The sequence below is a fragment of the Prevotella sp. P4-67 genome, assembly GCF_002251325.1.
Classification (GTDB): Bacteria; Bacteroidota; Bacteroidia; order Bacteroidales; family Bacteroidaceae; genus Prevotella.
This window is the reverse complement of record NZ_NPJL01000068.1, coordinates 96,871-122,461: the sequence shown is the minus strand read 5'-3', so window position 1 is coordinate 122,461 and position 25,591 is coordinate 96,871. Positions and strand designations below refer to the sequence as shown.

The following is a 25,591-nucleotide window of genomic DNA, read 5'->3' as shown; positions in this document are numbered from 1 at the left end:
TTTTTTAGAAAAAACCGTTTGATTTGTTTTGACACCATCCCAATTCGTATTAACTTTGTAAACGGCATAGCCGCAAGGCCGTATGCTTGTTGCAAAATTAGCTTAAATCGGGCTAAGTACAAAATAAATCATCCGCTTTTTTCATGTACCACGCCCCATATTGATGCCCATACCTATGACAGAAGACATGCACAGCGCCACTCCAGCTTCGGGCTCACTGACAAGGGCCTATGCCAGGTATCTCAAACTGGAGAAGAACTACTCGCCCAACACCGTGGCTGCCTATCTCACCGATATCGGCCACCTGGTCACCTTCAGCCATGAGCGGGGGGTGAGCATCGACCGCATCGAGCTCTCCGACCTGCAGCAGTTTGTCTGCACGCTGAGAGACATGGGCATCGGGCCGGCGTCGCAGGCAAGGATGATTAGCGGACTGCGCTCGTTCTACAGGTTCATGCTCGTCGACGGACGCATGGACAACGACCCCACCGAGCTGCTCGAGTCGCCGCAGACGGGAGAGCGGCTGCCCGAGGTGCTCACGCCCGAAGAGGTAGACAGGATGAAGGCAAGCATAGACATGAGCACCGCCGAGGGACAGCGCAACCGGGCCATCATCGAGGTGCTCTTCTCCTGCGGACTGCGCGTGAGCGAACTGGTCAACATGAAGCTATCGGCGATATATGCCGAGGAGCGGTTTGTGCGCATCATGGGCAAGGGCAGCAAGGAGCGGCTGGTGCCCATCTCCGACACGGCGCTCCACGAGCTCGAGCTGTGGTATGCCGACCGCTGCCATCTACGCATCAAGCCCGGCGAAGAAGACTATGTGTTTCTCTCACGGCGCGGCAGCCATCTCACCCGCATCATGGTGTTCTACATCATACGCCAGGCGGCACTCGCGGCAGGCATCCACAAGCCCATTTCGCCCCACACGCTGCGCCACAGCTTTGCCACAGCGCTGCTCAAGGGAGGGGCCGACCTGAGAGCCATCCAGGCCATGCTGGGGCATGAGAATATAGCCACCACCGAAATCTATACGCACATCGACACCACCACCCTGCGCGAACAGATACTCAACCATCACCCCCGAAACATCAAGTAAATGAGACACGACAAACTGCAGCGCGAGCTCGACCTGCTGCTACTGATGACCGAGAACAAAAACTACACCGCCGCACAGCTCTGCGACCGTGTAGGCATCTCGCTGCGCAATCTGTATTACTACTTCGACTTCTTCCGCGATGCCGGTTTCAGACTCGTCAAGTCGGGCACCTACTACAGGCTCGACCGCCACTCGCCCTTCTTCCGCAAACTCCACGAGAGCATAGACTTCACCGAGCAGGAGGCTGTGCTGCTGAGACGGCTCATCAGCGGCACCGACGACAACAATGCCCTCGCCGAGAGCATACGCCACAAACTCGACAAGTTCTACGACCTGCGCATACTCACCGACATCACCGCCAACCAGCAGCTCTCCCACAATATAGACAGGCTCTACGAAGCCATCAAGTTCAAGCAGATGGTCAAGATATGCAACTACTCGTCGCCCCACAGCCAGACTGTGACCGACCGCATAGTAGAACCCTTCGCCTTCATGAACGACAATATGGACGTGCGCTGCTACGAACTCAGTACCGGCCTCAACAAGACCTTCAAGATAGCCCGCATGGGCGACGTGGAAATCATAGACATGCTGTGGAGTTACGAAGACCGCCACCGGCAGATGTTTACCGACGCGTTCATGTTCTGTGCCGAAGAGCGCCACCCGGTCAGCATGATACTGGGGCAGCTCTCTGCCAATCTGCTGCGCGAAGAGGTGCCACGCGCCGCAGACTGTATGACACCTCATGATGAGCGACACTTCAGGCTCGACCTCGACGTATGCAGCTACATTGGTATAGGCCGCTTTGTGTTAGGTCTCTACGACGACATCGAGGTGCTGGGCAACGACGAGTTCAAGGAATATCTGCGCCAGCACATAGAGCGCATGTACAGCAAGAGCCACTGACGACCGGGAGGCAATCCCCACTCTCTCTGCCATACTACGCAGAGATATCCTGACAACCGATAAAGAGTCAACCTATCCATAAACCGTTAATACATCAATCTGTTTATTTATGCTCAATGTCTTAGTAATATTAGCTGCCATCGCGCCAGTAGCAGTTGTGATTTGGTACATCTACCGTAAAGACCGCAAGCAACCCGAACCGACGAAGTTGCTCATAAAGGCATTCATCTATGGCATACTCTCGGCACTGCTTACTCTGTTGATAGTCATACCATTTGAAGCGATTGCCGAATTTGCCAATGACGAGGTTTCAAACATAGGCAGCGCCATATTCAATGCCTTCTTTATGGCAGCCATACCAGAAGAGTTGGCAAAGTTGGTAATGCTGTGGCTGTTGTTGAGAAACAACCCATACTTCGACGAGCACTTCGACGGCATCGTATATGCCGTATGTATAGGTATGGGATTTGCCGCTATCGAGAATGTTCTCTACCTTTTCGACAACTACGAGTCATGGATAAGCGTCGGCATAGCAAGAGCCTTGTTTGCCGTTCCAGGTCATTTCCTCGATGCAGTCATCATGGGATTCTATTACTCGCTATGGCATTTCCGAATCTTGCGCAACTGGCAGACATGCGCATTGATACTCGTCGGTCCTATTCTGGCCCACGGCATATACGACAGCATAGTATTCTCCATGAATATAGACGACTCATTAAGCGGCATTCTCCTCCTGCTGTTCATCCTGTTCCTCAACAAACTCAAGAATATATGCAAAAAGCACATCGCTGATTTGGTAAACCACTAAGGTAATAATGACTATAACAATATGAGCATACATTATAATCTCGAGCGTTTCTCCTAAATCACAATTCAGCATCTGCGTCCTTGTGTAAGATGCTATGACAGTTAGAGAAAGGAGTCACCCGGATATCGCCTATACTGATGCTTTCGGCGACGACATCCGACGGCGTATGCTTCCAGACCCTCATCCTGTCGACCAACCTGCATTTGCTCTCGGCCTCTTCGCGATGGCGCAAAGCATCGCTGCGCTCTTGCGGGTCACATTTCCGTGCAAGGAGTTCATGGGCTTTAAGGTCTGCAGCCTGACGGATGACATCATAATAGATGAAGGTATCTGCAAAGATACTGGCAATTATCGGGATTCCAACATTCTTACCCAAGTTATTTTTATAGGATGGCAAACACAGTGACCATAGATAGCCATCCCGAGACCACCTTTGGCGATGAGTATCGGAAGGCGCGGATGCTCGTATCGGATGAAACGCAGATACGTATCGGAAGATACGGAAGCCCGTACCTTCCGATACGAGCCGACAAACATCATCCCGGCGTCGGCAGAGATAGTTATGCGATGACCGGTGGTGTCTTCACTATATATTTCATATATAGCTATATACACCGACAGCGCTGTGGATAACCATGTGGAAAACCTATGTATAACCGCGTGCATAACCTATGCAGATATCCACACTATAGGGGTGCGCGGAGTTCAGGGTGGGATATCCACAGAGAAATTAGACAGTTTTCAGCAAGTTTTCCATACTTTTATATGGTCAAAAGATATAAACTTATTAACTTTGCAAGATATACGCAGATGGTGTATAACTACATTTACTGTTGTCATTCAGCCGATTAATATTAGACACAGGTGTGTATAAGTGACTGCCAAATGTGTATAATGCAAATCTGCAAACAATAAGGCTATAAGTTATCCACTTTTCCACAGTGTATTTAGTTATAGTTTAAGAATAAGGAAATAAGATATAAATAAAAAATATAATAATGATGGTGAATAAAGAGTGGATTGACAAGGGTTGTATAGACGAACCCGTCGAGCAAGGTCTGAATCTCAAACAGGAGATACGCCGCATGTGTAAGGAGAAGGATGCCATCATCCTGGCACATTATTATACAGTAGGCGAGATACAGGAGATAGCCGACTTTGTGGGCGACTCGTTGGCTCTGGCGCGCAAGGCGGCAGAGACCGATGCCAAGGTGATGGTGATGTGTGGCGTACACTTTATGGCAGAGACTTGCAAACTGCTCTCGCCCGAAAAGACAGTGATATGCCCCGACCTCACGGCTGGCTGCTCGCTCGCCGACAGTTGCAAGGCAGAAGACCTGAAGAAGTTCAAGGACGAGCATCCGGGCTATAAAGTGGTGTCGTATGTCAACACCACGGCTGCCGTCAAGGCGCTCACCGACTGTGTGGTGACCAGTGGCAATGCCAAGAAGGTGATAGACACCTTCCCCAAGGACGAGAAGATTATCTTTGGCCCCGACTACAATCTGGGCAACTATATCAACAGTGTCACCGGTCGCCAGATGCTGCTCTGGAACGGCGGCTGCCACGTGCATGAGAAGTTCTCTGTCGACGCCATCGTGCGTCTCAAGGCCGAGCACCCCGACGCCGTGGTTATGGCCCACCTCGAGTGCAAGGCTCCGGTGCTGGCTGTAGCCGATGTCAAGGGCAGCACAGCCACCATGCTCACCTACGCCCAGCAGAGCGACAAGCAGGAGTTTATCGTGGCCACCGAGGCTGGCATTCTGCACGAGCTCGAGCGCACCTGTCCCGACAAGCGCTTCTACCCCGTTCAGCCCGAGATGAGCGAGGGTGTGGGCTGCAGCTGCAACGAGTGCGAATACATGAAGAAGAATACGCTGCTCAAAATCTATAACTCTCTGCGCTACGGATGGCCTACGGTAGAGATAGACCCAGCCATCGCGCGCGACGCCGTCAAGCCCATCGAGAAGATGCTCTCGCTGAGCTGATGCAGCCAGTCACGCTGGGAGACAAAAGATGCGCCAGAATAGCTCATAAGGGCTGTTCTGGCGCATCTCCATTATATAGGTGGTAGTGGAACTGTACAGGTGGTAGACCGAATGCCACTCACGCCTTGATGCCCAAGCATAGGCGTACAAGGCGGTAAGGCTGTCGCTGTGCCAACCGCGCCACGAGGGTGGGCAGATAGATGCCTGCAAGGATATTGAGGGCATAGAAGACCAGGAAAAGGCGCTCGTCGTAGAAGAGACGCTTCCACAGCACCAGCTCAACAAATGCCTGGAAAAACAGCGACATGAGATAAATCTGGTAGATATAGTCGCGGAAACTGCCGAAGAGGCCCGGCAGACGGCGCGCCACGCTCTGCCCCACAGCCACGCACATCACGATGCCTGCAATGGATGTGGCGAGTCCGCCCACGACGCAGTAGGACGCGGCATAGACCGCCACAGTCGCCACGGCAACCAGCGGACTGTCGGTGAAACGGTAGAGACGGTATCTGAAGAAGAAGATGCCGAAGTAGAAATAGACCAGATAGCGGTGCAGGTGATTGATGTAGAACACGTCGGGCAGCACGCTCTCCAAGTCGGCATGATAGATGCCCACGCTGAAGAGCAGCATCGCCACCGAGGCAGTGTGGTTGCGGCATACCGCCACAAAGAGGGGATAGAGCGCCATGAGCATGAGCAGCGTGGCGAGAAACCACAGATGGGCCGAGGGATGCCCTGTAAACCGGTAGAAGCACTCGGCATAGTAGGAGAGCGATAGGGGCACGGGAGTCTTGGCCCAGGCGCCAGCCAGGAGCTTGAACAGATAGTAGAAGGTGACGAAGAAGACAAAGGGGATGGCTATGCGCCGCAGCTTGTCGGCATAGAGTGCCCGGGTGGTCCACTCGCGGCGTATGCGGCTCAGGTAGAGCAGCCCGCCCGAGGTGAAGATGAAGAAGGGCATGCGTATGGGAGTGAAAATGGTGGGCAGGGTGGTGCAGAGGCTGTGGTTCTCGCCGGTGGCCATATCGACCAGCTGCACATGAAACATCACCACCAGCACGATGCTCAGCCCGCGCATCAGGCTCAGCCACTCCAGTCGTTCAGAAGGATGGTTGCTCGGCGGCATAGACACCTCAGTTTACGATGGCTATCTTGCACACGGTGCCCTTGCTGCCGTCGGCAGTGGCAGTCTGCACCATATACACTCCGCTCGCCACGCGGCGACCCTTGAGGTCGCATCCGTTCCACTCGAAGGTACCGCCATTGCTGCGGCCCTGGGCTACGAGCGTGCCCGAGGCGGTGACTATCTTGACATCGGCATTGTAGCTCAGCCCCACGATGGTGATAGGGCCGGTATAGTCTGGGTTCACGGGGTTGGGATAGGCATAGGTGTTGTCCTTGTTCATCTCGTCCACGGGCTCGGTGGCTCCGCTGCTGTAGGAGCAGAGTCCCTTGTCGGTGCCGATAAACACCTCGCCGGTGGCGGGATTGATGGCCATCGCCTGGATATTGTCAGAGAGCAGCTTGCTGTTGGTCTCGGTGAAGTGGGCTATCTGGGTCATGCAGTCGGCACTGATGAGATAGATGCCGTTGCCGTAGGTGCCCATCCACTTGCGTCCGCCGCCGTCGATGACGATGCACGAGATGTTGACGCCATCGAGCAGATAGTCGGCATAGTTGGTGCCATCGTTGCGGGGCACCTTGACCTGCTCGAATACGGGCGACTGCGAGGTTATCTCGCTGGGCGAGAGTCGCAGAGGGCCCACATTGGTGCCTATCCACATCTGATGGTCCTTGTCTTCGGCCACGCAGTGTACGTATTCCACGTTGACCGTGGTGCCGTCTTGGTTGATGAAGGAGGTATAGCTGTTGATGGCATCGCTCGAGGGCTGGTAGCAGAAGAGGCCGGTCTTCTTCCAGCTGTCGTTGACAAACCACATGAGGCTGCGGCTGTCGAAGGTGATGTTGCGCAGATTGGTCAGCGACTTCAGAGGTTCCTTGTAGAGTGATATCCACTGTCCGTCGGTGCCCAGACGTATGATGTTCTTCTCCTTGTTGATGCTGTTGAGCGCCCAGAGATTGCCCTCGGTGTCGAACTTGACATCATGCACCACCACATACATCTTGTCGTCGGGATAGGTGGGCGAGAGGGCGCTGTTGTCATAACTGTAGTGACGCACAAACCGCCGGTCGCTGAACTCGTAGATACCCGTGCGGCCCGAGACAAACACGTGGTTGGCATCGCGTGGGTCTACATCGATGGCATTGATGTCTTCAAAGTAGCCGTCGCCCAGTATACTGTTGATATCATCCTGATAGACCTCCCAGTTGCTGCCGTCGTAGACCTGGATGCCACCAGGCAGATGCAGGTCCTGGCTCACGGTGTAGCCTCCCCCCACGGTGTAGAGACGGCCGTCATAGAAGCGCAGACAGCCGAAGTTGTTGTACTTGAGTCCGCCACGGTTCAGGTCTTTCACCATGTCGAGCAGCTTGCTGTCGGGCGTCTCCCAGATATCGCTGTAAGCCCGGGCGTAGGTCCAGTTGGCTGGGTCCATCATGTTGGTACCGAGTGCGGCGCGGTAGATGCCCTTACCGCGCTGGGCAGCATAGAGATAGCCGCCTTCTACATAGCTGTATGCCACGGGGGTATGCAGATTGTAGGTCTCGCTGACCTCGGCGTTCTTCACATTGACCTTGACGATGCCGAAACCGGTGGAGAGATAGGCGTAGACGCCGTCGATACATACGTGGTTGATGGTCTTGTCCTCGGTCATGGCCTTGCGGTAGTAGTCGGGCAGATTGGTGATGTCGTCGTTGTTGCGCCCGCTCATCAGGTCGATGTTCTGGTTGCTGTAGACGATGACCAGCCTTGCTGCCTGCTGGCACCAGGCGATATGGCTGATGGCGCAGTCGCTCAGTCCGTTGCACTTGTCAAAGGTGCGCACCTCGCCGTCGGCGGTATTGTAGGTGAAGAGATTGCCCGAGGCAAGCACATAGAGTCTCTTGCCGCCCTGCTCTATCCGGGTGATGTCGTGATAGGCCATATATGCCTTCCACAGACTGTTGTCGGCATGGGCGAAGACTGCCGCGATGGCAAGGAGCATGGTGAGGATATAGCGTTTCATAACCGAGAGTGTCGAGGGTGAGTTACTGTTTGAGATAATCGGCGAGTTTGGCCACGGCTCTGGCGCGGTGTGATATGCGGTTCTTGACCTCGTCGCCCAGGGCGGCAAAGCTCTCGTCGTAGCCTTCGGGGACGAAGATGGGGTCGTAGCCGAAACCGCTGCTGCCCTGCTTCTCCTTGGCGATGGTGCCGCGCACGATGCCTTCGAAGAGGGTGTAGTCGGCTATGTCGCTCTTGCGGGCCAGACAGATGACGGTGCGGAACTGCGCCCTGCGGTCGTCTTTGTCCTTGAGTCGGGCGAGCAGCTTCTGCATGTTGGCCTCTGAGTCGTGGTCGGTGCCGTCGGCATAGCGCGCCGAGTGTACGCCGGGTTCGCCGCCGAGGGCAGTGACCTCCAGACCGGTATCGTCGGCAAAGCAGTCGTAGTCGTAGTGCTCGGCTATGTAGCGTGCCTTCTGGATGGCGTTGCCCTCCAGGGTATTGGCGGTCTCGGGTATGTCTACGTGGCAGTCGATGTCCCGGAGCGACAGTACCTTGAACCTGTCGCCGAGGATGGCACGTATCTCGTCGAGCTTGTGTGAGTTGTTGGTGGCAAAGACTATCGCCCTGCCCTGCTGCTCCACCTCGGCAGCGCTGTGGGCGGTGTGTGATGATGGGTTCATATCATTCATTTTCTTGTTGCTGCTGTTGCAGTTCTTGCTCGTGTTCCTTATTCTTCTTGATCTTGACCTTGATGGGGTCAAAGCCCTCGCCATAGACACCGATGACGCTGCTCTGGCTGACGAAGGCGCGTGGGTCTATCATCTTGATGAGTCGGAAGATGAGCACACTCTCGCGCTTCTTGGCCAGGAGACAGATGACCTTCATCTCCTTGCCCGTATACCATCCGTGACCGTCGAGGATGGTCAGCGTGTGGTCGGTCTTGCGCGTGATGGCTTCGGCTATCTTCTTGTAGTCCTTGGAGAAAATCATAAACTGTACCGACTGGCGCTGTACGTTCATCACGTAGTCTATCATAGTACACTCGATGACCATCGTGCATAGACCGAAGACCACCATCTGGCATCGCTGTGGAAACTCACCAAAGGTATCGATGGCAAGACAGCTGCTGATGATGACGAGGTCGACCATGATGAGTCCCTTGCCGAGCGAGACATTGAAGTGCTTGTTGACTACAGCGGCAATGATGTCGGTGCCGCCGGTGCTGCCGTTGTTCAGGAAGACTATGGCAAGTGCCGTACCGGTGAGCATACAGCCGATGATGAGCGACATGAAATCGTTGCCTTCGCCCATGAGCTTGTAGAACGTGCCGTCGGGCTGTTCCACTACCTTCTGAGCCAGGTCGAGCATCACGGTTATCACCACCGTGGCATAGATGGTCTTGGTGAGAAACTTGATGCCCAGCTCCTTCAGTGCCGCCACGATGAGCAGGGCGTTGATGATGAAGAATGTCCACTGCACTGGGAACTTGGTGGCATAGAAGATGATGGCTCCGATACCCGCGATGCCTCCGGTCACGATTTGATAGGGAAGCAGGAATACGGTGAAACCGAAGGTGTAGAGCATGAGTCCGAGGGTGATGTTGAAGTAGTCCTTCGTCTCCTGCCAGATCATATTACGGTCGATTGTCATAGGAGTTATAGTTGCATTGTTGTTTACTGTTTGTCTCTAAGCAAAAGAAGTCGTCGTCTTGCACACGCCGGGTTGTGGTGTGTGCAAGCGGCAACTTCCTCTGATGTAGTATTCTTGGTGTGCGTTGCCGCCCGATTACTTCACGACGACATTCACAATCTTCTTGGGCACTACGATTACCTTCACCACCTGCTTGCCGTCGATATACTTCTGGCTCAGCTCGTCGGCGAGCACTGCCTGCTGTATGGCATCGTTGGTGGCATCGGCGGCAAACTTCTTCTGGAAGCGGGCCTTGCCGTTGAAGGAGATGGTGAGCTGCACCTCGCTCTCTACCAGGTATTGCTCGTTGCATACGGGCCACTGGGCGTCGCATACGCTGCCCTTCATGTTGAGCCGGCTCCACAGTTCTTCGGCGATATGGGGCGCGAAGGGAGCGATGAGCACGGTCAGGATGGTGAGCAGCTCGCGGTTGTAGCACTTCTGCTGTCCCAGCTCGTTGACGCAAATCATAAAGGCAGAGATGGCAGTGTTGTATGAGAAGTTTTCGATGTCGGCGGTCACCTTCTTGATGAGCTTGTGCACACTTTTAAGGCTCTCTTTCGAGGGCTCGTCGTCGTTGACGCGGAACTCGTCGGTGCGGGGGTCGAAGTAGAGGTTCCACAGCTTCTTGAGGAAGCGGTGGCAGCCGTCGATACCATTGGTATCCCAGGGCTTGCTCTGCTCTACAGGACCGAGGAACATCTCGTAGAGACGCAGTGTGTCGGCGCCGTACTGCTCGACGATCATGTCGGGGTTGACCACATTGAACATGGACTTCGACATCTTCTCTATGGCCCATCCGCAGACGTACTTGCCGTCTTCGAGCACAAACTCGGCGTTGGCAAACTCGGGGCGCCATGCCTTGAAGGCTTCGGTGTCGAGCACGTCGCCATGCACGATGTTGACATCGACGTGGATAGGTGTGACGTCATACTGGTCCTTCAGACCGAGCGACACAAAGCGCGGAGCGGCACTGTGGTCGTCGCTGTTGATGCGGTATACGAAGTTGGAGCGACCCTGTATCATACCCTGGTTGATGAGTTTCTGATAGGGCTCTTCCTTGCAGGTCACATTGTAGTCGTGCAGGAACTTGTTCCAGAAGCGCGAGTAGATGAGGTGGCCTGTGGCGTGCTCGGTACCACCCACATAGAGGTCCACATTCTGCCAGTAGTCGTTGGCTTCACGGCTTACCAGCTCGTGGTCGTTGTGGGGGTCCATGTAGCGCAGATAGTAGGCGCTCGAACCGGCAAATCCGGGCATGGTGTAGAGCTCGATGGGGAATACGGTCTTGCCGTCGATGAGCTCCTTGTCTACCACCTGGTTGTTCTGGGTGTCCCAAGCCCATTTTCTGGCGCGGCCCAATGGAGGCTCGCCGCTCTCGGTGGGCTCGTACTTGTCTATCTCGGGCAGCTCGATGGGCAGATACTGCTCGGGTATCATGTAGGGAATGTCGTCCTTATAGTACACGGGGAAGGGTTCGCCCCAGTAGCGCTGGCGAGAGAAGATGGCGTCGCGCAGACGGTAGTTGACCTTGACGCGGCCCAGACCCTTTTCGGTCACATAGCGCTTGGTGGCAGCGATGGCCTCCTTGACGGTGAGTCCGTTGAGCGAGAACTCGGTCTGCTTGCCCTCTACGGGCGAGTTGCACACGATGCCCTCCTTGGCGTCGTAGCTCTGCTCGCTCACGTCGGCACCCTCTATCAGCGGGATGATGGGCAGCGAGAAGTGCTTGGCAAAGGCGTAGTCGCGAGAGTCGTGGGCGGGAACTGCCATGATGGCGCCGGTGCCATAGCCCGCCAGCACATACTCAGAAACCCAGATGGGCAGAGCGTCGCCTGTCAATGGGTTGATGGCATACGAACCGGTAAACACGCCAGTGACCTTGCGGTCTGACATACGCTCCAGTTCGGTGCGCTTCTTCACATAGGCGAGATACTCCTCGACCTCGGCCTGCTGCTCGGGGGTGGTCACCTGGGCCACATATTCGCTCTCGGGAGCAAGCACCATAAAGGTGACGCCAAACATGGTGTCGGCACGGGTGGTGAAGATGGTGAAGCGTACATTGCTGTCCTTGACGCTGAACTGGACTTCGGTTCCTTCCGAACGGCCTATCCAGTTGCGCTGCGTTTCCTTCATCGAGTCGGTCCAGTCTACAGTCTCCAGACCGTCGAGCAGACGCTGGGCGTAGGCCGACACGCGCAGACACCACTGGCGCATCTTCTTCTGTACCACGGGATAGCCGCCGCGCACGCTCACACCCTCTACCACCTCGTCGTTGGCCAGCACGGTGCCCAGTCCGGCACACCAGTTGACCATAGTCTCGCCCAGGTAGGCTATGCGGTAGTTCATGAGCGTCTTCTGCTGCTCGTGCTCGTTCATGCTCTTCCAGTCGCGGGCAGAGAAGACAAGCTCTTCAGAGCAGGCCACATCCATGCCCAGTGTGCCGTTGTCCTCGAAGTGCTCGATGAGCTTGCTGATGGGCTGGGCCTTCTGCAGGGTGTTGGAGTAGTAAGAGTTGAACATCTTCTCAAAGGCCCACTGGGTCCAGTGGTAATATCCGGGGTCGCAGGTGCGCACCTCGCGGTCCCAGTCGAAGCAGAAACCTATCTTGTCGAGCTGCTGGCGGTAGCGGGCAATATTGTTGACGGTCGTGATGGCAGGATGCTGACCCGTCTGGATGGCATACTGCTCGGCGGGCAGACCGTAGGCGTCGTAGCCCATAGGGTTGAGCACGTTGAAGCCTTGCAGACGCTTGTAGCGGGCAAAGATGTCTGACGCGATATAGCCCAAGGGATGGCCCACGTGGAGTCCGGCGCCCGAGGGATAGGGGAACATGTTGAGCACATAGAACTTCTTGCGGTTCTCGTCCTCAGTTACCTTGTAGGTGTTCATCTCCACCCAGTTTTTCTGCCACTTCTGCTCTATTTCTCTGAAGTTATATTCCATGTCGTTATCCAGTTTGTGTTACTTGTTCAGTTTCCAGGTCACACCGTCTTTGGTGTCTTTGATTTCAAAACCGTCGGCGGCAAGCTCGTCGCGTATTTTGTCGCTCGTGGCCCAGTCCTTATCGGCCTTGGCCTTGGCGCGCAGCTCGAGCACCATGTCGACCACCTTGCCATAGGCTTCCTCGCGGGCATCGTTGTTCATACCCTTCTCGCTCTTCAGACCCAGCAGGTCGAAGGCAAACAGCTGCATCGTAGACGAGAGCTCGGCGAGGTCGTCGGCAGAGATGGTAGCCTTGTGGTCGATGAGGGTATTGATGACGTGGCAAGCCTCGAAGAGATAGCTTATCACGAGGGGAGTCATGAAGTCGTCGTTCATGGCGTCGTAGCACTTCTGGCGCAGCGCAGCCACAAACTTGTGGGTCTCGGCGTCGCTCTCCTTGCCAGCCTGGATGCGCTCCATATCGGTAATGCCGTTGATGAGTCGCTCCAGACCCTTCTCCGAAGCCTTCAGAGCCTCGTTGGAGAAGTCTACAGTGCCACGATAGTGGGCAGAGAGGATAAAGAAGCGGATGGTCATCGGCGAGTAGGCCTGGTCGAGCGAAGCGTGGTCGCCGGTGAAGAACTGCTCGAGGGTGATGAAGTTGCCGAGCGACTTGCCCATCTTCTGGCCATTGATGGTAATCATGTTGTTGTGCATCCAGTAGTGCACCATCTGGTCGCCCTGACTGGCCACAGCCTGGGCTATCTCACACTCGTGGTGGGGGAAGATGAGGTCCATGCCGCCACCGTGGATGTCGAAGTGGTCACCCAGATACTTGCGGCCCATGGCGGTACACTCGCAGTGCCAGCCGGGGAAACCGTCGCTCCAGGGACTGGGCCAGCGCATGATGTGCTCGGGCTGGGCCTTCTTCCACAGGGCAAAGTCCACCTGGTTGTGCTTCTCGTCGGTGCCGGCGAGGTCGCGCGAGTGGTTGATGACATCCTCCAGATTGCGGCCCGAAAGGATGCCGTATTTATGGTCTTTGTTGTATTTCTCTACATCGAAGTACACAGAGCCGTTGCTCACGTAGGCATAGCCGTTGTCAAGAATCTGCTGCACCAGCTGCTCCTGCTCGATGATATGGCCCGTGGCGTGGGGCTCGATCGAGGGAGGAAGCACGTTGAGCATATCCATAGCCTGGTGGTAGCGGTTGGTATAGTGCTGGGCTATCTCCATAGGCTCGAGCTGCTCCAGTCGGGCCTTCTTCTCTATCTTGTCGTCGCCCTCATCGGCGTCGTGCTCCAGATGGCCCACGTCGGTGATGTTGCGCACATAGCGCACCTTGTAGCCCAGATGCTTCAGGTATCTGAAGAGGATATCAAACGTGATGGCGGGGCGGGCGTGGCCCAGATGGGGGTCGCCATATACGGTGGGGCCGCACACATACATGCCCACGTTGGGGGCATGCAGAGGCTTGAAGGCCTCCTTCTTGCGCGTCAGCGTGTTATAAATCAATAATGTTTGTTCCATTTTAGCTAAAATATTGTTGACTGCAAAGTTACTGATAAATGCCGATAAATACGAATAAACTCCCCTTTAATTTAATAAGGTGTACCGCATAAGCGCAATTCCCCTACCCCACAGCCGCCCTCATAGCCATCCCGCTGCGCACACCATCCCTCACGCCTGCCGTGCCCACCACTCCGCTGCGCACCACATATCTCTCGCTGCGCATCCACATATCTCTCGTTGCGCATCCCCATCGTGCCCCTGTCGTGCCCATCCGCTCTGCTTGCCATACTCTTCATTCAACTTACTGTGCCAATCATCCAGCTGCGCACCTCTTTAATCTTGTTTCCGCGCTTTATTTTCACTAATTCAGGGCATGATATTATCATAGCGAACACAGATATCCATATTTCGCGTCCCGATTTCCCCACCAAGCTGCTCTCCACCTCTCCCGAAACAAGGGAAAAAACGAAAAAAGTGGCGATAACGTGCGAAAATGGTACTTTTCAGCTGCCTTTTCGCACACTATCGCCACTTTTTAGACCATTTCAGTCGTTGTCAAACAACTCGTTCATATCCAGTTTCACCGTCATTTGATCGCTGTAAGCTCCTTGCGTCATGCCAAACGTGGTTATCATAGTGGGTATAATCGACTTGTGGGTTTCGGTCTCTGCACGGAAAGTGTCGCGGCGGTGCATGATTCGCAGATATTCGTCCTTGTCCAGGGTGTATAGTGCCTCACTGTATTTGACTTCACACAGATTAATCATACTGTCGGACCTATCGATGATGATATCTATCTGTGCCGCATCTTTACTCTTCCTGCTGCGCCATGAGTAGTATTCGGTGGCAACGCTCGCGATGCCCAGTGCCCTCTTTATCTGTGGTATATGGGCTTTGCATATACGCTCATAGGCGAGCCCGTACCATGTATTCACTTCGGGCGTGCCCACATGCTGGCTCCAGTAGTGCTGGTTGGTGTGGCCTTTAGTCACAAAAGTATTGTAGAAGATGGTGTAGAAGTCTGTGAGCTGATAGAGGGCCGAGTTGGTGTTGATCTTCTTCTCTCTGACATTGTTTTTGGAAATGAAGTCACAGTACACCAGGTCGTTGAGCATATCCCCTAACCTTCCGTTGTTGCTTTGCTTCAGTTCTTTGGCCATCTGAGCGCGCGTCATGCCCTGCGGATGCTTGGCGAGGATATTGATGATTTCCACATAGGGTGTGCTGTTGCGAAACAACGAGGCAAAGAGGCGTCTGTATTCTTTGGCCAGCTCTGCATTCTCCCCGAAGAAGAGTCTGTCGATGCCTATTGCCGGACTCTCGTTCTTCTCAAAGAGGCTCATGTAGTAAGGCACACCGCCCACAGCCATGTAAGCCTGCATGATGCTCAGTCGCTGCCATGGAAATCCATTGGTATGGAAGTATTCTTCGGTTTCGGCGAGGGTAAAGGGATGCAAGGGTATCTCATGGGTAATCCGGTCGTGCAGGCCGCCATGATTGTCTATCACATTGCGCACCATCCACGACGTGGCGCTGCCACATATAATCAGCATAATCTCTGATTGCCAGTTGGCCCAACTGTTCCAGAAATGCCCGAGGGCATTTACAAAACCGGCTTTGGGCGTGTCGAGACACGGGAGTTCGTCGATAAATATCAGGCAGCGCCTTCCGGGCGTTATCTTCTCGGCAAGCAGCTGGCGCAGAGCCACAAAGGCATCCATCCAGTTGGTGTTCTTCCTTCCTTTATATCCATTCAACTTCATTGCAGCATGAAAAGCGGTCATCTGTTCGGCCTTGCTGCCTTCCAGCACGCCCGTCATGTCAAAGTCAAACTGTCCATTGAAGCGCTGACGGATAAGAAAAGTCTTTCCCACACGTCTTCTGCCATAGAGAGCCACAAACTCGGCTTTGCCCGAATGGTAGTATCTATCCAGCAGGGCAAGCTCCTTTTTTCTACCGATAATCTTGACTGTCGCCATATTACTCGTTTTAGGTTAAAACTATGTTTCTGACGGTGCTAAGTTACGTAAAAAAAACGGAAAAAGTGGCGATAGTGTGCGAAAATGGTACTTTTCAGCTGCCTTTTCGCACACTATCGCCACTTTTTTGCCATTTCCATCCTATTTTGGGCATATTCCCCACCCCCCTCCTTTAGCTTTGCGTTGAGCCGGGAAGCAGAGGGCTTGCGCCAGAGAAAGGTCGGGATAATTCGGGCTGACCATATCAACTCCGGGGGTGACAAAAGAGAAGAGGTGTATCTGCCTGATAGTTGCAGATACACCTCCAATATCGATGAGAGATGGCTCTTACTTCACAGTGACAAGATAGTAATTCTTCTTGCCGCGCTGTACGAGGAGGTACTTGCCGTCAATGACCTAATGAGGGAAAATCAATAATATTCAGCATCAAATCATAGCTGTCTCTCATACCATGATAATTAATGTAATTGCCACATATTTCTCCTAAAAAAGCCTCCAAAAATGTTATGTTTCTATCTAAAAGACAAGAAATCGTTGTTGGAAAGTTTTTTTCTCGACTTAATGCTTGCACAATTCATATTATCTTTCTATATTTGCAGTGCTAGAACCCGCCAAGCCTCTCAACGATGCTCAAATGTGCGGGTCGTTTTTTTTATTAACCATATGTCAAATACTATACCGTTCACCAAGGGCTATTCATCGCCACATGACCTCGTCTCGTTGCTGCAATCAAGAGGTCTTTCCATTTCCGACACATCGAAGGCGGAACATTACTTGGAGCATATCGGCTATTACCGTCTCTCTGCTTATATGTATCCATTGCTCAAGATGCCGAAAGAGCGTCATATATATAAACCCGATGCGACATTCAGCAAGGTAATGATGTTGTATCGATTTGATAAAAAGCTGCGTCTATTATTGTTTAATGATCTTGAGAAGATTGAAATTGCTGTGCGTAGTGCGATAGTCAACATCGGTAGTTCAATGACAGGTGCCCCCTTCTGGATAACAGATTCCGCTAACTTTGTCAGCTCCACAAAGTTTCAAAAGACAATAGATTTGATAGACCATGAGCTTCGCAAATCAAAAGAGGAATTCATTATCCATTTCAAGGAGACATATTCTGACCCATATCCACCAGCATGGATTGTTTCAGAAATACTTCCTTTCGGTATCATCACAAACATATACAGCAACATCAAGGATAAGAAGATAAAGAAAAGAATCTCTCAATCATTTGGGCTGCAAATAGCGCCATTTGAATCTTGGCTGACTATTGTGACACTGACAAGGAATGCATGTTGCCATCACTCGAGAGTTTGGAACAAGCACAATACTATCCGTCCAATGGTACCTAATAGGATGGTCTATCCTTGGATTACGCTTCAGACGGATTCGCTTCGCATCTACTATAATATATGTATCATTAAGTATTTCTTGGATGTCATATCTCCAAACAATGATATGCTTCAGAAGATGAAGACGTTATTTGCAGATTATCCAGAGGTAGATTTGAATGCACTTGGTTTCCCTCAAGGATGGGAAAATGAGCCACTCTGGAGATAACAATATTAGGATAAAGCCTGCTGTCTGTGATGTCTTCACCGTCAGTAGGCTTTACTTTTCATAGATTCGGCATTTACTCATCAAAAAAGCGTGGCTCGGAGACTCCGGACCACGCTTTGGGCTATCTATATTTATGTTCTTACTTCACAGTGACAAGATAGTAGTTCTTCTTGCCGCGCTGTACGAGGAGGTACTTGCCGTCGATGAGGTCGTCGGTGGTGATGACCTGGTCAAAGGCTGTGAGTTTCTCCTTGTTGAGCGATACGCCGCCACCCTGTACGAGCTTGCGCATCTCGCCCTTGCTGGCGAAAATCTTGACATCGTCGCGGGTGAAGAGCTCTACGGCGGGCTGACCCAACTGGTCCTTGGCGAGGGTGAAGTGGGGCACTCCGGCGAAGACATCGAGCAGTGTGGCCTCGTCGAGTTTCTGCAGGTTCTCCTTGGTGGCTTTGCCGAAGAGGATGTTGCTGGCCTCGATAGCCATCTGCAGGTCTTCCTCTGAGTGTACCATTACGGTAACCTCTTCTGCCAGACGACGCTGCAGCACGCGGCGGCCTGGGTCCTGACGGTGCTCGTCGATGAGCGCCTCGATGGTCTCGCGGTCGAGCGAGGTGAATATCTTGATGTACTTCTCGGCTTCCTCGTCGCCCACGTTGAGCCAGAACTGGTAGAAGGCGTAAGGCGTGGTGCGGTTGCGGTCGAGCCAGATGTTGCCGCTCTCGGTCTTGCCAAACTTCTTGCCGTCGGCCTTGGTGATAAGCGGACAGGTGAGGCAGTAGGCTTCGGCCTCAGAGCCCAGGGTGCGACGTATGAGTTCGGTACCTGTGGTCATGTTGCCCCACTGGTCGTTACCGCCGAGCTGGAGCTGCACTCCGTGTCTCTGGTAGAGGTAGAGGAAGTCGTAGCCCTGGAGCAGCTGGTAGGTGAACTCGGTGAATGAGAGTCCGTCGCGGGCCTCTCCGTTGAGTCGCTTCTGCACGCTGTCCTTGGCCATCATATAGTTTACGGTGATGTGCTTGCCCACCTCGCGTGCGAAGTCGAGGAAGGTGAAGTCCTTCATCCAGTCGTAGTTGTTGACCATCTCTGCCTTGTTGGGCTCGTTGCCGTCGAAGTCGAGGAATTTGGATACCTGGTTCTTGATGGCTTCCTGGTTGTGGTAGAGGGTGTCGGCGTCGAGCAGATTGCGCTCCTGGCTCTTGCCCGATGGGTCTCCAATCATACCCGTGGCACCTCCCACGAGCAGGTAAGGCTTGTGGCCGCAGCGCTGCAGGTGTCGCAGCATCATGATGCCACAGAGGTGGCCTATATGGAGTGAGTCGGCGGTGGGGTCGGTGCCCAGGTATGCCGATACCATCTGCTTCTGCAGAAACTCTTCGGTACCTGGCATTATCTGCGCCAGCATACCGCGCCATTTCAGTTCTTCTACAAAGTTTTTCATTCTGTTTATGTTTTTGTTCGTTGTTTCTGTCTTGGTCTCTAAGGCACGGGGTCGTAGCCCGAACCGCCCCAGGGATGGCATCTCAGTATGCGACGCACGGCGAGCCAGAGTCCGCGTATGGGCCCGTGCTTGACGATGGCTTGTCGCGCATATTCAGAGCATGTGGGGGTAAATCGGCATGATGCCGGAGTGAATGGGGTGATACATTTCTGGTAGAAAAGTATGGGTAAAAGCAAGAGCCATGTCAGCGCCTTTACCATCCAGCGGCCTATAGACTTGATGGCGTTCATAGACATTCGCTGATACGGGTCAGGAGTCTGACCATACGGTTTTCTACCTCAGAGGAGGGGTATTTCTCATTGGTGAGCCACACGAAGGCCATGGCTACGGATTCGTGGTCGTCGGTGAGGTTCTGGGTAATCATCGACTTGTGGCGTCGGAAAGCCTCGCGCACCTGTCTCTTCACCCTGTTGCGGTCTACGGCATGCTTGAAGTAGCGCTTGGGAACGCTCACGAGCATCGCGGCACGGGGCTGGTCGTCGACGATGGTGCGCTTCATAAACACAACTCTCAGCGGAAACGCCGTCATCGAACGTCCGTTTCCTGTAAAGAGCTCGTTTATCAGCTTCTTGCTGCATATACGCTCTTCCTTGGATAGCGTGAATCTTTCAGCAGCCGACATGGGTATGGTTGTGCTTATTTGCTGTTGCTGAGATATGCCTTGAGGGCGCTGGTCATTGACGGATGTTCCTTGCTGGGGGCTGCCAGATCGAGGCGCAGACCCTCATCGGTGATGGTCTTGGCGGTGGCAGGACCGAAGGCGGCTATCTTGATGTCGCCCTGCTCGAAGTCGGGGAAATTGCTCTTGAGCGCCTTGACGCCGGTAGGACTGAAGAACACCAGCATGTCAAAGTCAAACTTCTTCTTCTCCTCCTCGCTGAAGTCGTTGCTCACGGTGCGATACATCACACACTCCTGGTGGTGCAGCTTCTTCTCGTTGAGCATCTTCTCGACGTCGTCGTTGTGTACGTCGCTCATCGGCACGAGATACTTTTCGGTCTTGTGCTTTACCATGAGAGGGATGAGGTCCTTGATTTTACCAGTATTGGTGAAGAATACCTTGCGCTTGCGATACTGCACATATTTCTGTATGTACAGGGCTATAGTCTCGAGCACGCAGAAGTACTTCATGTCCTCGGGGATGGTGATGCGCATCTCCTTGGCCAGCTTGAAATAGTTGTCTATGGCATGGCGCGAGGTGAAGACCACAGCTGTATAATCGAGGAGGTTTATTTTCTGCTGACGAAACTCTTTTGCGGTTAATCCCTCAACCTTGAAGAATGGGCGAAAGACACACTCTACTCCATAGTCTTTCTCTATGTCGTAATAAGGGGATTTTTCACTGGATGGTTTTGGCTGTGAGATTAAAATTTTCTTCATTATTTTGTCCTAAAAATTTATTTTCAAATACCCGTTGATTATCGTCAGTCCTCCCCAAAGCATCAGTAGAGGTACTATTTCAAGGGCACAAAAGTACAAAATTATTTGGAAACTAAGGGAATTCTTACTGAAAAAAATGATAAACTGCTTGCAAAGAGTCAGTATTTTGGCAGATGCGATGGTCAAGCCTACATAAAAGAGCGTGAAATAGACGGGCATTTCAAAGAAAGTCTGCAGCATGACTACAGGGAATAACACCACGCCTTCGGTGGCTGCCACGAAGAGGTTGGACTTCTGAATCTGTAAATTTTCTTTACTGCCGAAGAACGTCCAGTTGACCACCCACGACAGGGCGGTTTTGACCAGAAAATAGGCCATGATTACTGCCACATAAATGGCTATCACCTGATAGGTTTCTATCATGAATGTTTCGCCTATTCGGGTGCGGGTGTAGAAGAAGAAGCTCAGTGCCAGCATCAGGCAGGTCTGTATCATCAGCGCCACCTGGAATCTTATCTCGCTGGAGGTCTCGGGGATGACGGTGGTGTTGTCGCTGTGATTGGTGTAGAAGAATTTCTTTACCTGGCGCATAAAGAAACCCTTGCTCTGGGTGAAGGCTACCATGATGAGTACGAATCCACCCAGGAGGATGCTCACGAAGAAGTCGTCGTTGGCGATGGTGTAGGGCACAGGCGTGCCTGCCACTCCCAGTCGGCCCCCCCGCAGCTCGGGATGAAAAAGGGAATCCTTCGCGAAGAAGGATTCCTTATAATATTGTGGCAGACTGAACTTCTTGTAGCTCTTCCCCGCAGGCCAGCCAGGCAGATGGAGCGTGTCGGGACACTGGCTCCATGTGATTTTGCATGGCTTGATGTTGGCCCTGATGGCAGAGTCCATCTGGGCGGGCGTAGCCGTGCGCGGCAGCCAGCTCAGCACCTCGGCGGGGGTGAGCTCGTGATGGGCCGCGGGCTGCTGTGTGGCAGCCGTGTCCATCGTGTGGGTCAGCGTATCAGTCTGCTGTTGCATCATTTCAGGTCGAACGCTTTACGGATGTTGTCCACGCTGTCGAGCTTTTCCCATGTGAAGAGCTCCACATCGATGGTACGTGTCTCGTGATAGTGGCTGGTGAAGGTCTTGGTCACCACCTCGTTCTTGCGACCCATGTGTCCGTAGGCTGCAGTCTCCAGATACATGGGCTGGCGCAGCTTGAACTTGCGCTCGATGGCCTTGGGGCGCAGGTCAAACATCTCCTTGATTTTGGCGGCTATCTCGCCGTCGCTCATAGCCACGTGGCTGCGTCCGTAGGTGTTTACATATACGCTCACGGGCTCTGCCACGCCGATGGCGTAAGCCAGCTGCACGAGCATCTCATCGGCCACTCCGGCAGCCACCATGTTCTTGGCGATGTAGCGGGCGGCATAGGCAGCCGAGCGGTCTACCTTGCTCGAGTCTTTGCCAGAGAATGCGCCACCGCCGTGGCCGCCCTTGCCACCATAGGTGTCGACGATAATCTTGCGGCCGGTAAGACCGGTGTCGCCGTGGGGACCGCCGATGACAAACTTGCCGGTGGGGTTGACGTAGTACTTGATGTCGTCGCCGAAGAGCGCCAGCACCTTCTCGCTGTGTATCTGGGCTTTGACGCGGGGCATGAGTATGTTGAGCACATCTTCCTTGATGCGGGCCAGCATGCGGTCGTCGTCATCGTCGAACTCGTCGTGCTGGGTGCTCACCACGATGGTATCGATGCGCTGGGGCACGTTGTCGTCGCTGTATTCCACGGTGACCTGACTCTTGGAGTCGGGGCGCAGATAGGTCATCTCCTTGCCTTCCTTGCGTATGTCGGCGAGAGTGGTCATGATGAGGTGGGCCAGGTCGAGCGAAACGGGCATGTAGTTTTCGGTCTCGTTGCAAGCGTAGCCGAACATCATGCCCTGGTCGCCGGCACCCTGGTTGTCTTCCTCCTCACGGCTCACGCCGCGGTTGATGTCGGCGCTCTGCTCGTGGATGGCGCTCAGTATGCCGCATGAGTTGCCGTCAAACTGGTATTCGGCTTTGGTGTAGCCGATATTCTTGATGGTCTTGCGGGCGATGGCCTGCAGGTCGATGTAAGCCTCAGAGGTCACCTCGCCCATGATGACCACCTGTCCGGTGGTCACAAAGGTCTCGATGGCGCAGTGTGCCTTGTCGTCGTAAGCCAGGAACTGGTCGAGCAAAGCGTCTGATATCTGGTCGGAAACCTTGTCGGGATGTCCTTCGGATACCGACTCAGATGAAAATAGATATGACATGTCTTTTTTCTTTGTATTTAGTTTATTCCTTAAAGTCGGCAGGGAGCATAACCACCTCGATGCGGTTGCCCTGCTTTACAAATTCCTTCATGAAGTTGCAGATGTCCTCGGGCTTGATGCTCTTGAGCACATCGGCATAGCGTGTGTGCCATTCCACACCATACTTGTTGTAGGTGTTGATGGTGTTCATCCAGTAGCCATTGGTCTTGACGGCGAGCTCAAACTGCTTGCCCATCTGCTCCTTGACCTTGTTCAGCTTCTCGGCGTCGCAGGTCTTGGTCAGAGCCTCTACCTCGCCCAGCAGGATGGTGCGGGCGGTGTCGGCCTTGGCGGGCTTCACGGGGCACTGAGCCATAATCTGTGCCAGGGTATAGCCGTCTTCTTCGTGGCTCTGTCCGCCGTAGGCACCTACAGAGTAGGCAGCGCTGGCTTCCTCGCGTATCTTCTCCAGATAAATCATGGAGAGCACCTGACCTACCACCTGGCTGTTGATGCTGTTTTCGAGTGTCCAGGGCATCTGGTCGTTGTACCACATGGTGACGTTCATGGCCTTGGGAGTCTCCATCTTGCGTGTGAAGTTGTTGACTACCTCGCCCTTGACCAGCTGGCCCAGACGGTGCCCCTTCTTGGCTTTCTTCTTAGAGGGCAGCGAGCCGAGATACTGGCACACCAGCTGGCGCAGAGCCGCCTCGTCGAAGTTGCCCACGAAGGTGAAGGTGAAGTTGCCTGTGTTGGCGGTCATCTCTTTGGCTATCTGCAGGATGCGGTCATAGTTCACGTGCTGCAGGTCGCTCTCCTTGACGGCGCGATGGCGTGGGTTGTGGCCATAGAGTGTGGCGGTGAGCGAGTCAGAGTATGCCGACATGGGGTCCGAGGCGCGGTTCTTGAGCGTCAGAGCCATGGTGGTCATCAGGTTCTGGTATGCGTCCTGGTCCTTGTTGATGTGGGTGAGATAGAGGTATGTGAGCTGCAGCATGGTCTCCACGTCCTGAGGTGTGGAGCTGCCGGTCACGTTGACCGAGGTCTGTCCCAGACTCAGGTCAGCATTGGCTATCTTGCCTGCCAGAGCCTTGTCGAGCTCGGTACTGCTGAAGTTGCCCAGTCCGCTCACGCCGATGACCTCGTCGAAGAGCTGCAGATTGGCCCAGTCGTCCATGCCGTAGAGCGAGCTGCCGCCTGCACATTCGCCGGTCATGCGTACCTCGTCCTTCTTGTAGTCGGTCTTCTTCAGCACCACCTTGATGCCGTTGCTCAGCGTGAGTTCCTTGAAGCCCAGAGTCTTGTTTTCGGTCTCTTTCTTTATCTTTCCTGCCTTGGGGAGCTTCTGGATGAGAGGCTCGTTCTTCACGTTGTCCACGTAGGCAGTCACTTCAGCCTTGCGGGCAGCCTCGACGGCGGCGAGCAGAGACTCCTGGGTGGGATAGGCAGCGCCTTCCTTCTCCACGTTGAAGTTCATGATGACCATATTGCTGTCGTTCATGGTGATATACTCCTTGAACATGGCGTTGATCATGTCTACGTTGAGTGTGGGCAGCACCTGCTTCATCACCGCATAGCTGAAGTCGATAGAGGGCAGACAGTCGTTGTTGAGGAAGTTGCCCAGTATCTGGTTGAAGAGTTGGGTGTTGGTGCGCTTGTCGCGGTTGGTATACTGCTTTTCGAGCATGCTCAGCGCGTCTTTGCGTGCGCGGTCAAACTCGGAGGCTGTAAATCCGAACTCTGCCACGCGTCGTGCCTCTACGAGAGCGGCTGTCAGAGCGGCTTCTGTCTGTCCCTCCTTGGGAATGATGCCAATGGTGAAGGCGTCCTTGGTCTTGGCAAAGATGTAGTTGCCATCGTTGCCCGAAGCGGCCACGTAGGGGCAGTCGGCCTTCTGCACCGCCTCGTTGTAGCGGGTTGCCAGCATGGCCTCTCCCAGAGCCTGGGCCTCGCGGCTTATCATGTACATGAGTGTAGAGCGCAGACTGTCGGGGGTGGCGTCGTGCTTGAACATCACCTGGACCACGTTGCTGTTCTGTTCCTTGTCCTTGTCTATCACTACGATTGGTTTCGCGTTGTCGGGCACGGGCTCCTCTGTCACCTTACCGGCTTCGGGGCTGGCCTGGATGCCGCTGAAGAGCTTCTTGATGAGCGCTTCGGTGTGGGCCACATCCACGTCGCCCACCACGATGATGCCCTGGTTCTCGGGGTTGTACCACTTCTCATAGTAGTCGCGCAGCTCCTGATACTTGAAATTGTCTATCACGCTCATCAGACCGATGGGCATGCGCTGGCCATACTTGCTGCCGGGATAGAGGGCAGGCAGGGCGCGCTCAAACATGCGCTGCGAAGCGCTCGAGCGCAGTCGCCACTCCTCGTGTATCACTCCGCGCTCCTTGTCTATCTCCTTGGGAGCCAGAGTCAGGGCGTTGGCCCAGTCGTAGAGTATCAGCATGCACGAGTCGAGTGCAGACTGGCGCGCGGTGGGCACGTTGTCGATGTTGTACACCGTCTGGTCAATGCTGGTATAGGCGTTGAGGTCGGCTCCGAATCTTACACCCAGAGTCTCCAGATAGCGTATCAGTCCATTGTCGGGGAAGTGCTCGGTGCCGTTGAAGCACATGTGCTCGAGAAAGTGGGCCAGACCGCGCTGGCTCTCGTTCTCCTGCAGCGAGCCTACCTTCTGGGCGATGTAGAAGTTGGCGCGATGTTCGGGCCATCCGTTGTGGCGGATGTAGTAAGTCAGACCGTTATCCAGCTTACCCATGCGTACTGCGGTATCCATAGGTACCGTCATGTTCATTTGGGCTTGCGCCATCACTACTGTCAAGAGTAGCAGCGCCAGCGTAAGAGACTTTTTCATCATAG

Annotated in this window: 21 protein-coding genes; 6 read left to right on the top strand and 15 right to left on the bottom strand. The window is 54.0% G+C overall.

Annotation, left to right across the window (positions count from 1 at the left end):
- Positions 1 to 187: 187 nt before the first annotated feature.
- From CIK92_RS12375 to CIK92_RS12365, 3 genes are all read left to right on the top strand, one after another.
- On the top strand, positions 188 to 1,099 hold the full coding sequence (locus tag CIK92_RS12375) for a site-specific tyrosine recombinase (protein ID WP_094389284.1): 912 nt from the start codon (positions 188 to 190) through the stop codon (positions 1,097 to 1,099).
- Positions 1,100 to 2,005 carry a YafY family protein gene (locus CIK92_RS12370; RefSeq protein WP_022310919.1) on the top strand — a complete coding sequence of 302 codons (906 nt, stop codon included), beginning with the start codon at positions 1,100 to 1,102 and terminating at the stop codon, positions 2,003 to 2,005.
- Between the two features lie 157 nt (positions 2,006 to 2,162).
- Positions 2,163 to 2,813 (top strand): PrsW family intramembrane metalloprotease, encoded by a 651-nt coding sequence (locus CIK92_RS12365; RefSeq protein ID WP_158214796.1) that lies wholly within the window; start codon positions 2,163 to 2,165, stop codon positions 2,811 to 2,813.
- Positions 2,814 to 2,871: 58 nt separating this feature from the next.
- Here CIK92_RS12365 and CIK92_RS13535 read toward each other — a convergent pair whose 3' ends face one another.
- Positions 2,872 to 3,189 (bottom strand): hypothetical protein, encoded by a 318-nt coding sequence (locus CIK92_RS13535; protein ID WP_144289431.1) that lies wholly within the window; start codon positions 3,187 to 3,189, stop codon positions 2,872 to 2,874.
- A 26-nt stretch (positions 3,190 to 3,215) separates the two neighbouring features.
- Here CIK92_RS13535 and CIK92_RS13530 point away from each other — a divergent pair, with 26 nt between their 5' ends.
- Positions 3,216 to 3,446 (top strand): hypothetical protein, encoded by a 231-nt coding sequence (locus tag CIK92_RS13530; RefSeq protein ID WP_144008260.1) that lies wholly within the window; start codon positions 3,216 to 3,218, stop codon positions 3,444 to 3,446.
- A 368-nt stretch (positions 3,447 to 3,814) separates the two neighbouring features.
- Entirely contained in the window at positions 3,815 to 4,801 is a 987-nt protein-coding gene (gene nadA, locus CIK92_RS12355; RefSeq protein WP_094389283.1) for a quinolinate synthase NadA, read from the top strand.
- Between the two features lie 118 nt (positions 4,802 to 4,919).
- Here nadA and CIK92_RS12350 read toward each other — a convergent pair whose 3' ends face one another.
- From CIK92_RS12350 to CIK92_RS12320, 7 genes are all read right to left on the bottom strand, one after another.
- Positions 4,920 to 5,927, bottom strand: coding sequence for an acyltransferase (locus tag CIK92_RS12350; protein ID WP_094389267.1), 1,008 nt, complete (start codon positions 5,925 to 5,927; stop codon positions 4,920 to 4,922).
- A gap of 7 nt (positions 5,928 to 5,934) precedes the next feature.
- Positions 5,935 to 7,926: a two-component regulator propeller domain-containing protein gene (locus tag CIK92_RS12345; RefSeq protein WP_094389266.1), complete on the bottom strand. Its 1,992-nt coding sequence runs from the start codon at positions 7,924 to 7,926 to the stop codon at positions 5,935 to 5,937.
- A 22-nt stretch (positions 7,927 to 7,948) separates the two neighbouring features.
- On the bottom strand, positions 7,949 to 8,587 hold the full coding sequence (locus CIK92_RS12340) for a non-canonical purine NTP diphosphatase (protein ID WP_254046092.1): 639 nt from the start codon (positions 8,585 to 8,587) through the stop codon (positions 7,949 to 7,951).
- Position 8,588: 1 nt separating this feature from the next.
- The gene (locus tag CIK92_RS12335; protein ID WP_022310926.1) at positions 8,589 to 9,557 is read right to left on the bottom strand and encodes a YitT family protein; all 969 of its coding nucleotides are present in this window, start codon (positions 9,555 to 9,557) and stop codon (positions 8,589 to 8,591) included.
- A gap of 135 nt (positions 9,558 to 9,692) precedes the next feature.
- A complete protein-coding gene (gene leuS, locus CIK92_RS12330) occupies positions 9,693 to 12,542 on the bottom strand; it encodes a leucine--tRNA ligase (protein WP_094389265.1) in 2,850 nt (949 codons plus the stop codon).
- Positions 12,543 to 12,560: 18 nt separating this feature from the next.
- Positions 12,561 to 14,051: a cysteine--tRNA ligase gene (gene cysS / locus CIK92_RS12325; RefSeq protein WP_094389264.1), complete on the bottom strand. Its 1,491-nt coding sequence runs from the start codon at positions 14,049 to 14,051 to the stop codon at positions 12,561 to 12,563.
- A gap of 527 nt (positions 14,052 to 14,578) precedes the next feature.
- A complete protein-coding gene (locus tag CIK92_RS12320; protein ID WP_094389263.1) occupies positions 14,579 to 16,012 on the bottom strand; it encodes an ATP-binding protein in 1,434 nt (477 codons plus the stop codon).
- A gap of 663 nt (positions 16,013 to 16,675) precedes the next feature.
- Here CIK92_RS12320 and CIK92_RS12310 point away from each other — a divergent pair.
- On the top strand, positions 16,676 to 17,578 hold the full coding sequence (locus CIK92_RS12310; RefSeq protein ID WP_094389282.1) for an Abi family protein: 903 nt from the start codon (positions 16,676 to 16,678) through the stop codon (positions 17,576 to 17,578).
- A 139-nt stretch (positions 17,579 to 17,717) separates the two neighbouring features.
- Here the strand turns inward: CIK92_RS12310 and tyrS are convergent, their stop codons facing one another.
- The 7 genes from tyrS to CIK92_RS12275 are packed head-to-tail and all read right to left on the bottom strand — an operon-like array spanning position 17,718 to position 25,589.
- Complete coding sequence (gene tyrS / locus CIK92_RS12305) at positions 17,718 to 19,016, bottom strand: tyrosine--tRNA ligase (protein WP_094389261.1); 1,299 nt, start codon at positions 19,014 to 19,016, stop codon at positions 17,718 to 17,720.
- Positions 19,017 to 19,054: 38 nt separating this feature from the next.
- Complete coding sequence (gene yidD, locus CIK92_RS12300) at positions 19,055 to 19,306, bottom strand: membrane protein insertion efficiency factor YidD (protein ID WP_094387549.1); 252 nt, start codon at positions 19,304 to 19,306, stop codon at positions 19,055 to 19,057.
- Positions 19,303 to 19,698, bottom strand: coding sequence for a ribonuclease P protein component (locus CIK92_RS12295; RefSeq protein WP_094387550.1), 396 nt, complete (start codon positions 19,696 to 19,698; stop codon positions 19,303 to 19,305). Before CIK92_RS12295 ends, yidD begins: the two co-directional genes overlap by 4 nt.
- 14 nt (positions 19,699 to 19,712) lie before the next feature.
- Complete coding sequence (locus CIK92_RS12290; RefSeq protein WP_094387551.1) at positions 19,713 to 20,459, bottom strand: uroporphyrinogen-III synthase; 747 nt, start codon at positions 20,457 to 20,459, stop codon at positions 19,713 to 19,715.
- Positions 20,460 to 20,465: 6 nt separating this feature from the next.
- Positions 20,466 to 21,485 (bottom strand): DUF4271 domain-containing protein, encoded by a 1,020-nt coding sequence (locus tag CIK92_RS12285; protein ID WP_022310935.1) that lies wholly within the window; start codon positions 21,483 to 21,485, stop codon positions 20,466 to 20,468.
- Positions 21,482 to 22,744 (bottom strand): methionine adenosyltransferase, encoded by a 1,263-nt coding sequence (gene metK / locus CIK92_RS12280; RefSeq protein WP_094389260.1) that lies wholly within the window; start codon positions 22,742 to 22,744, stop codon positions 21,482 to 21,484. Before metK ends, CIK92_RS12285 begins: the two co-directional genes overlap by 4 nt.
- Before the next feature lie 22 nt (positions 22,745 to 22,766).
- The gene (locus tag CIK92_RS12275; RefSeq protein WP_094389259.1) at positions 22,767 to 25,589 is read right to left on the bottom strand and encodes a pitrilysin family protein; all 2,823 of its coding nucleotides are present in this window, start codon (positions 25,587 to 25,589) and stop codon (positions 22,767 to 22,769) included.
- Between the last annotated feature and the right edge of the window lie 2 nt (positions 25,590 to 25,591).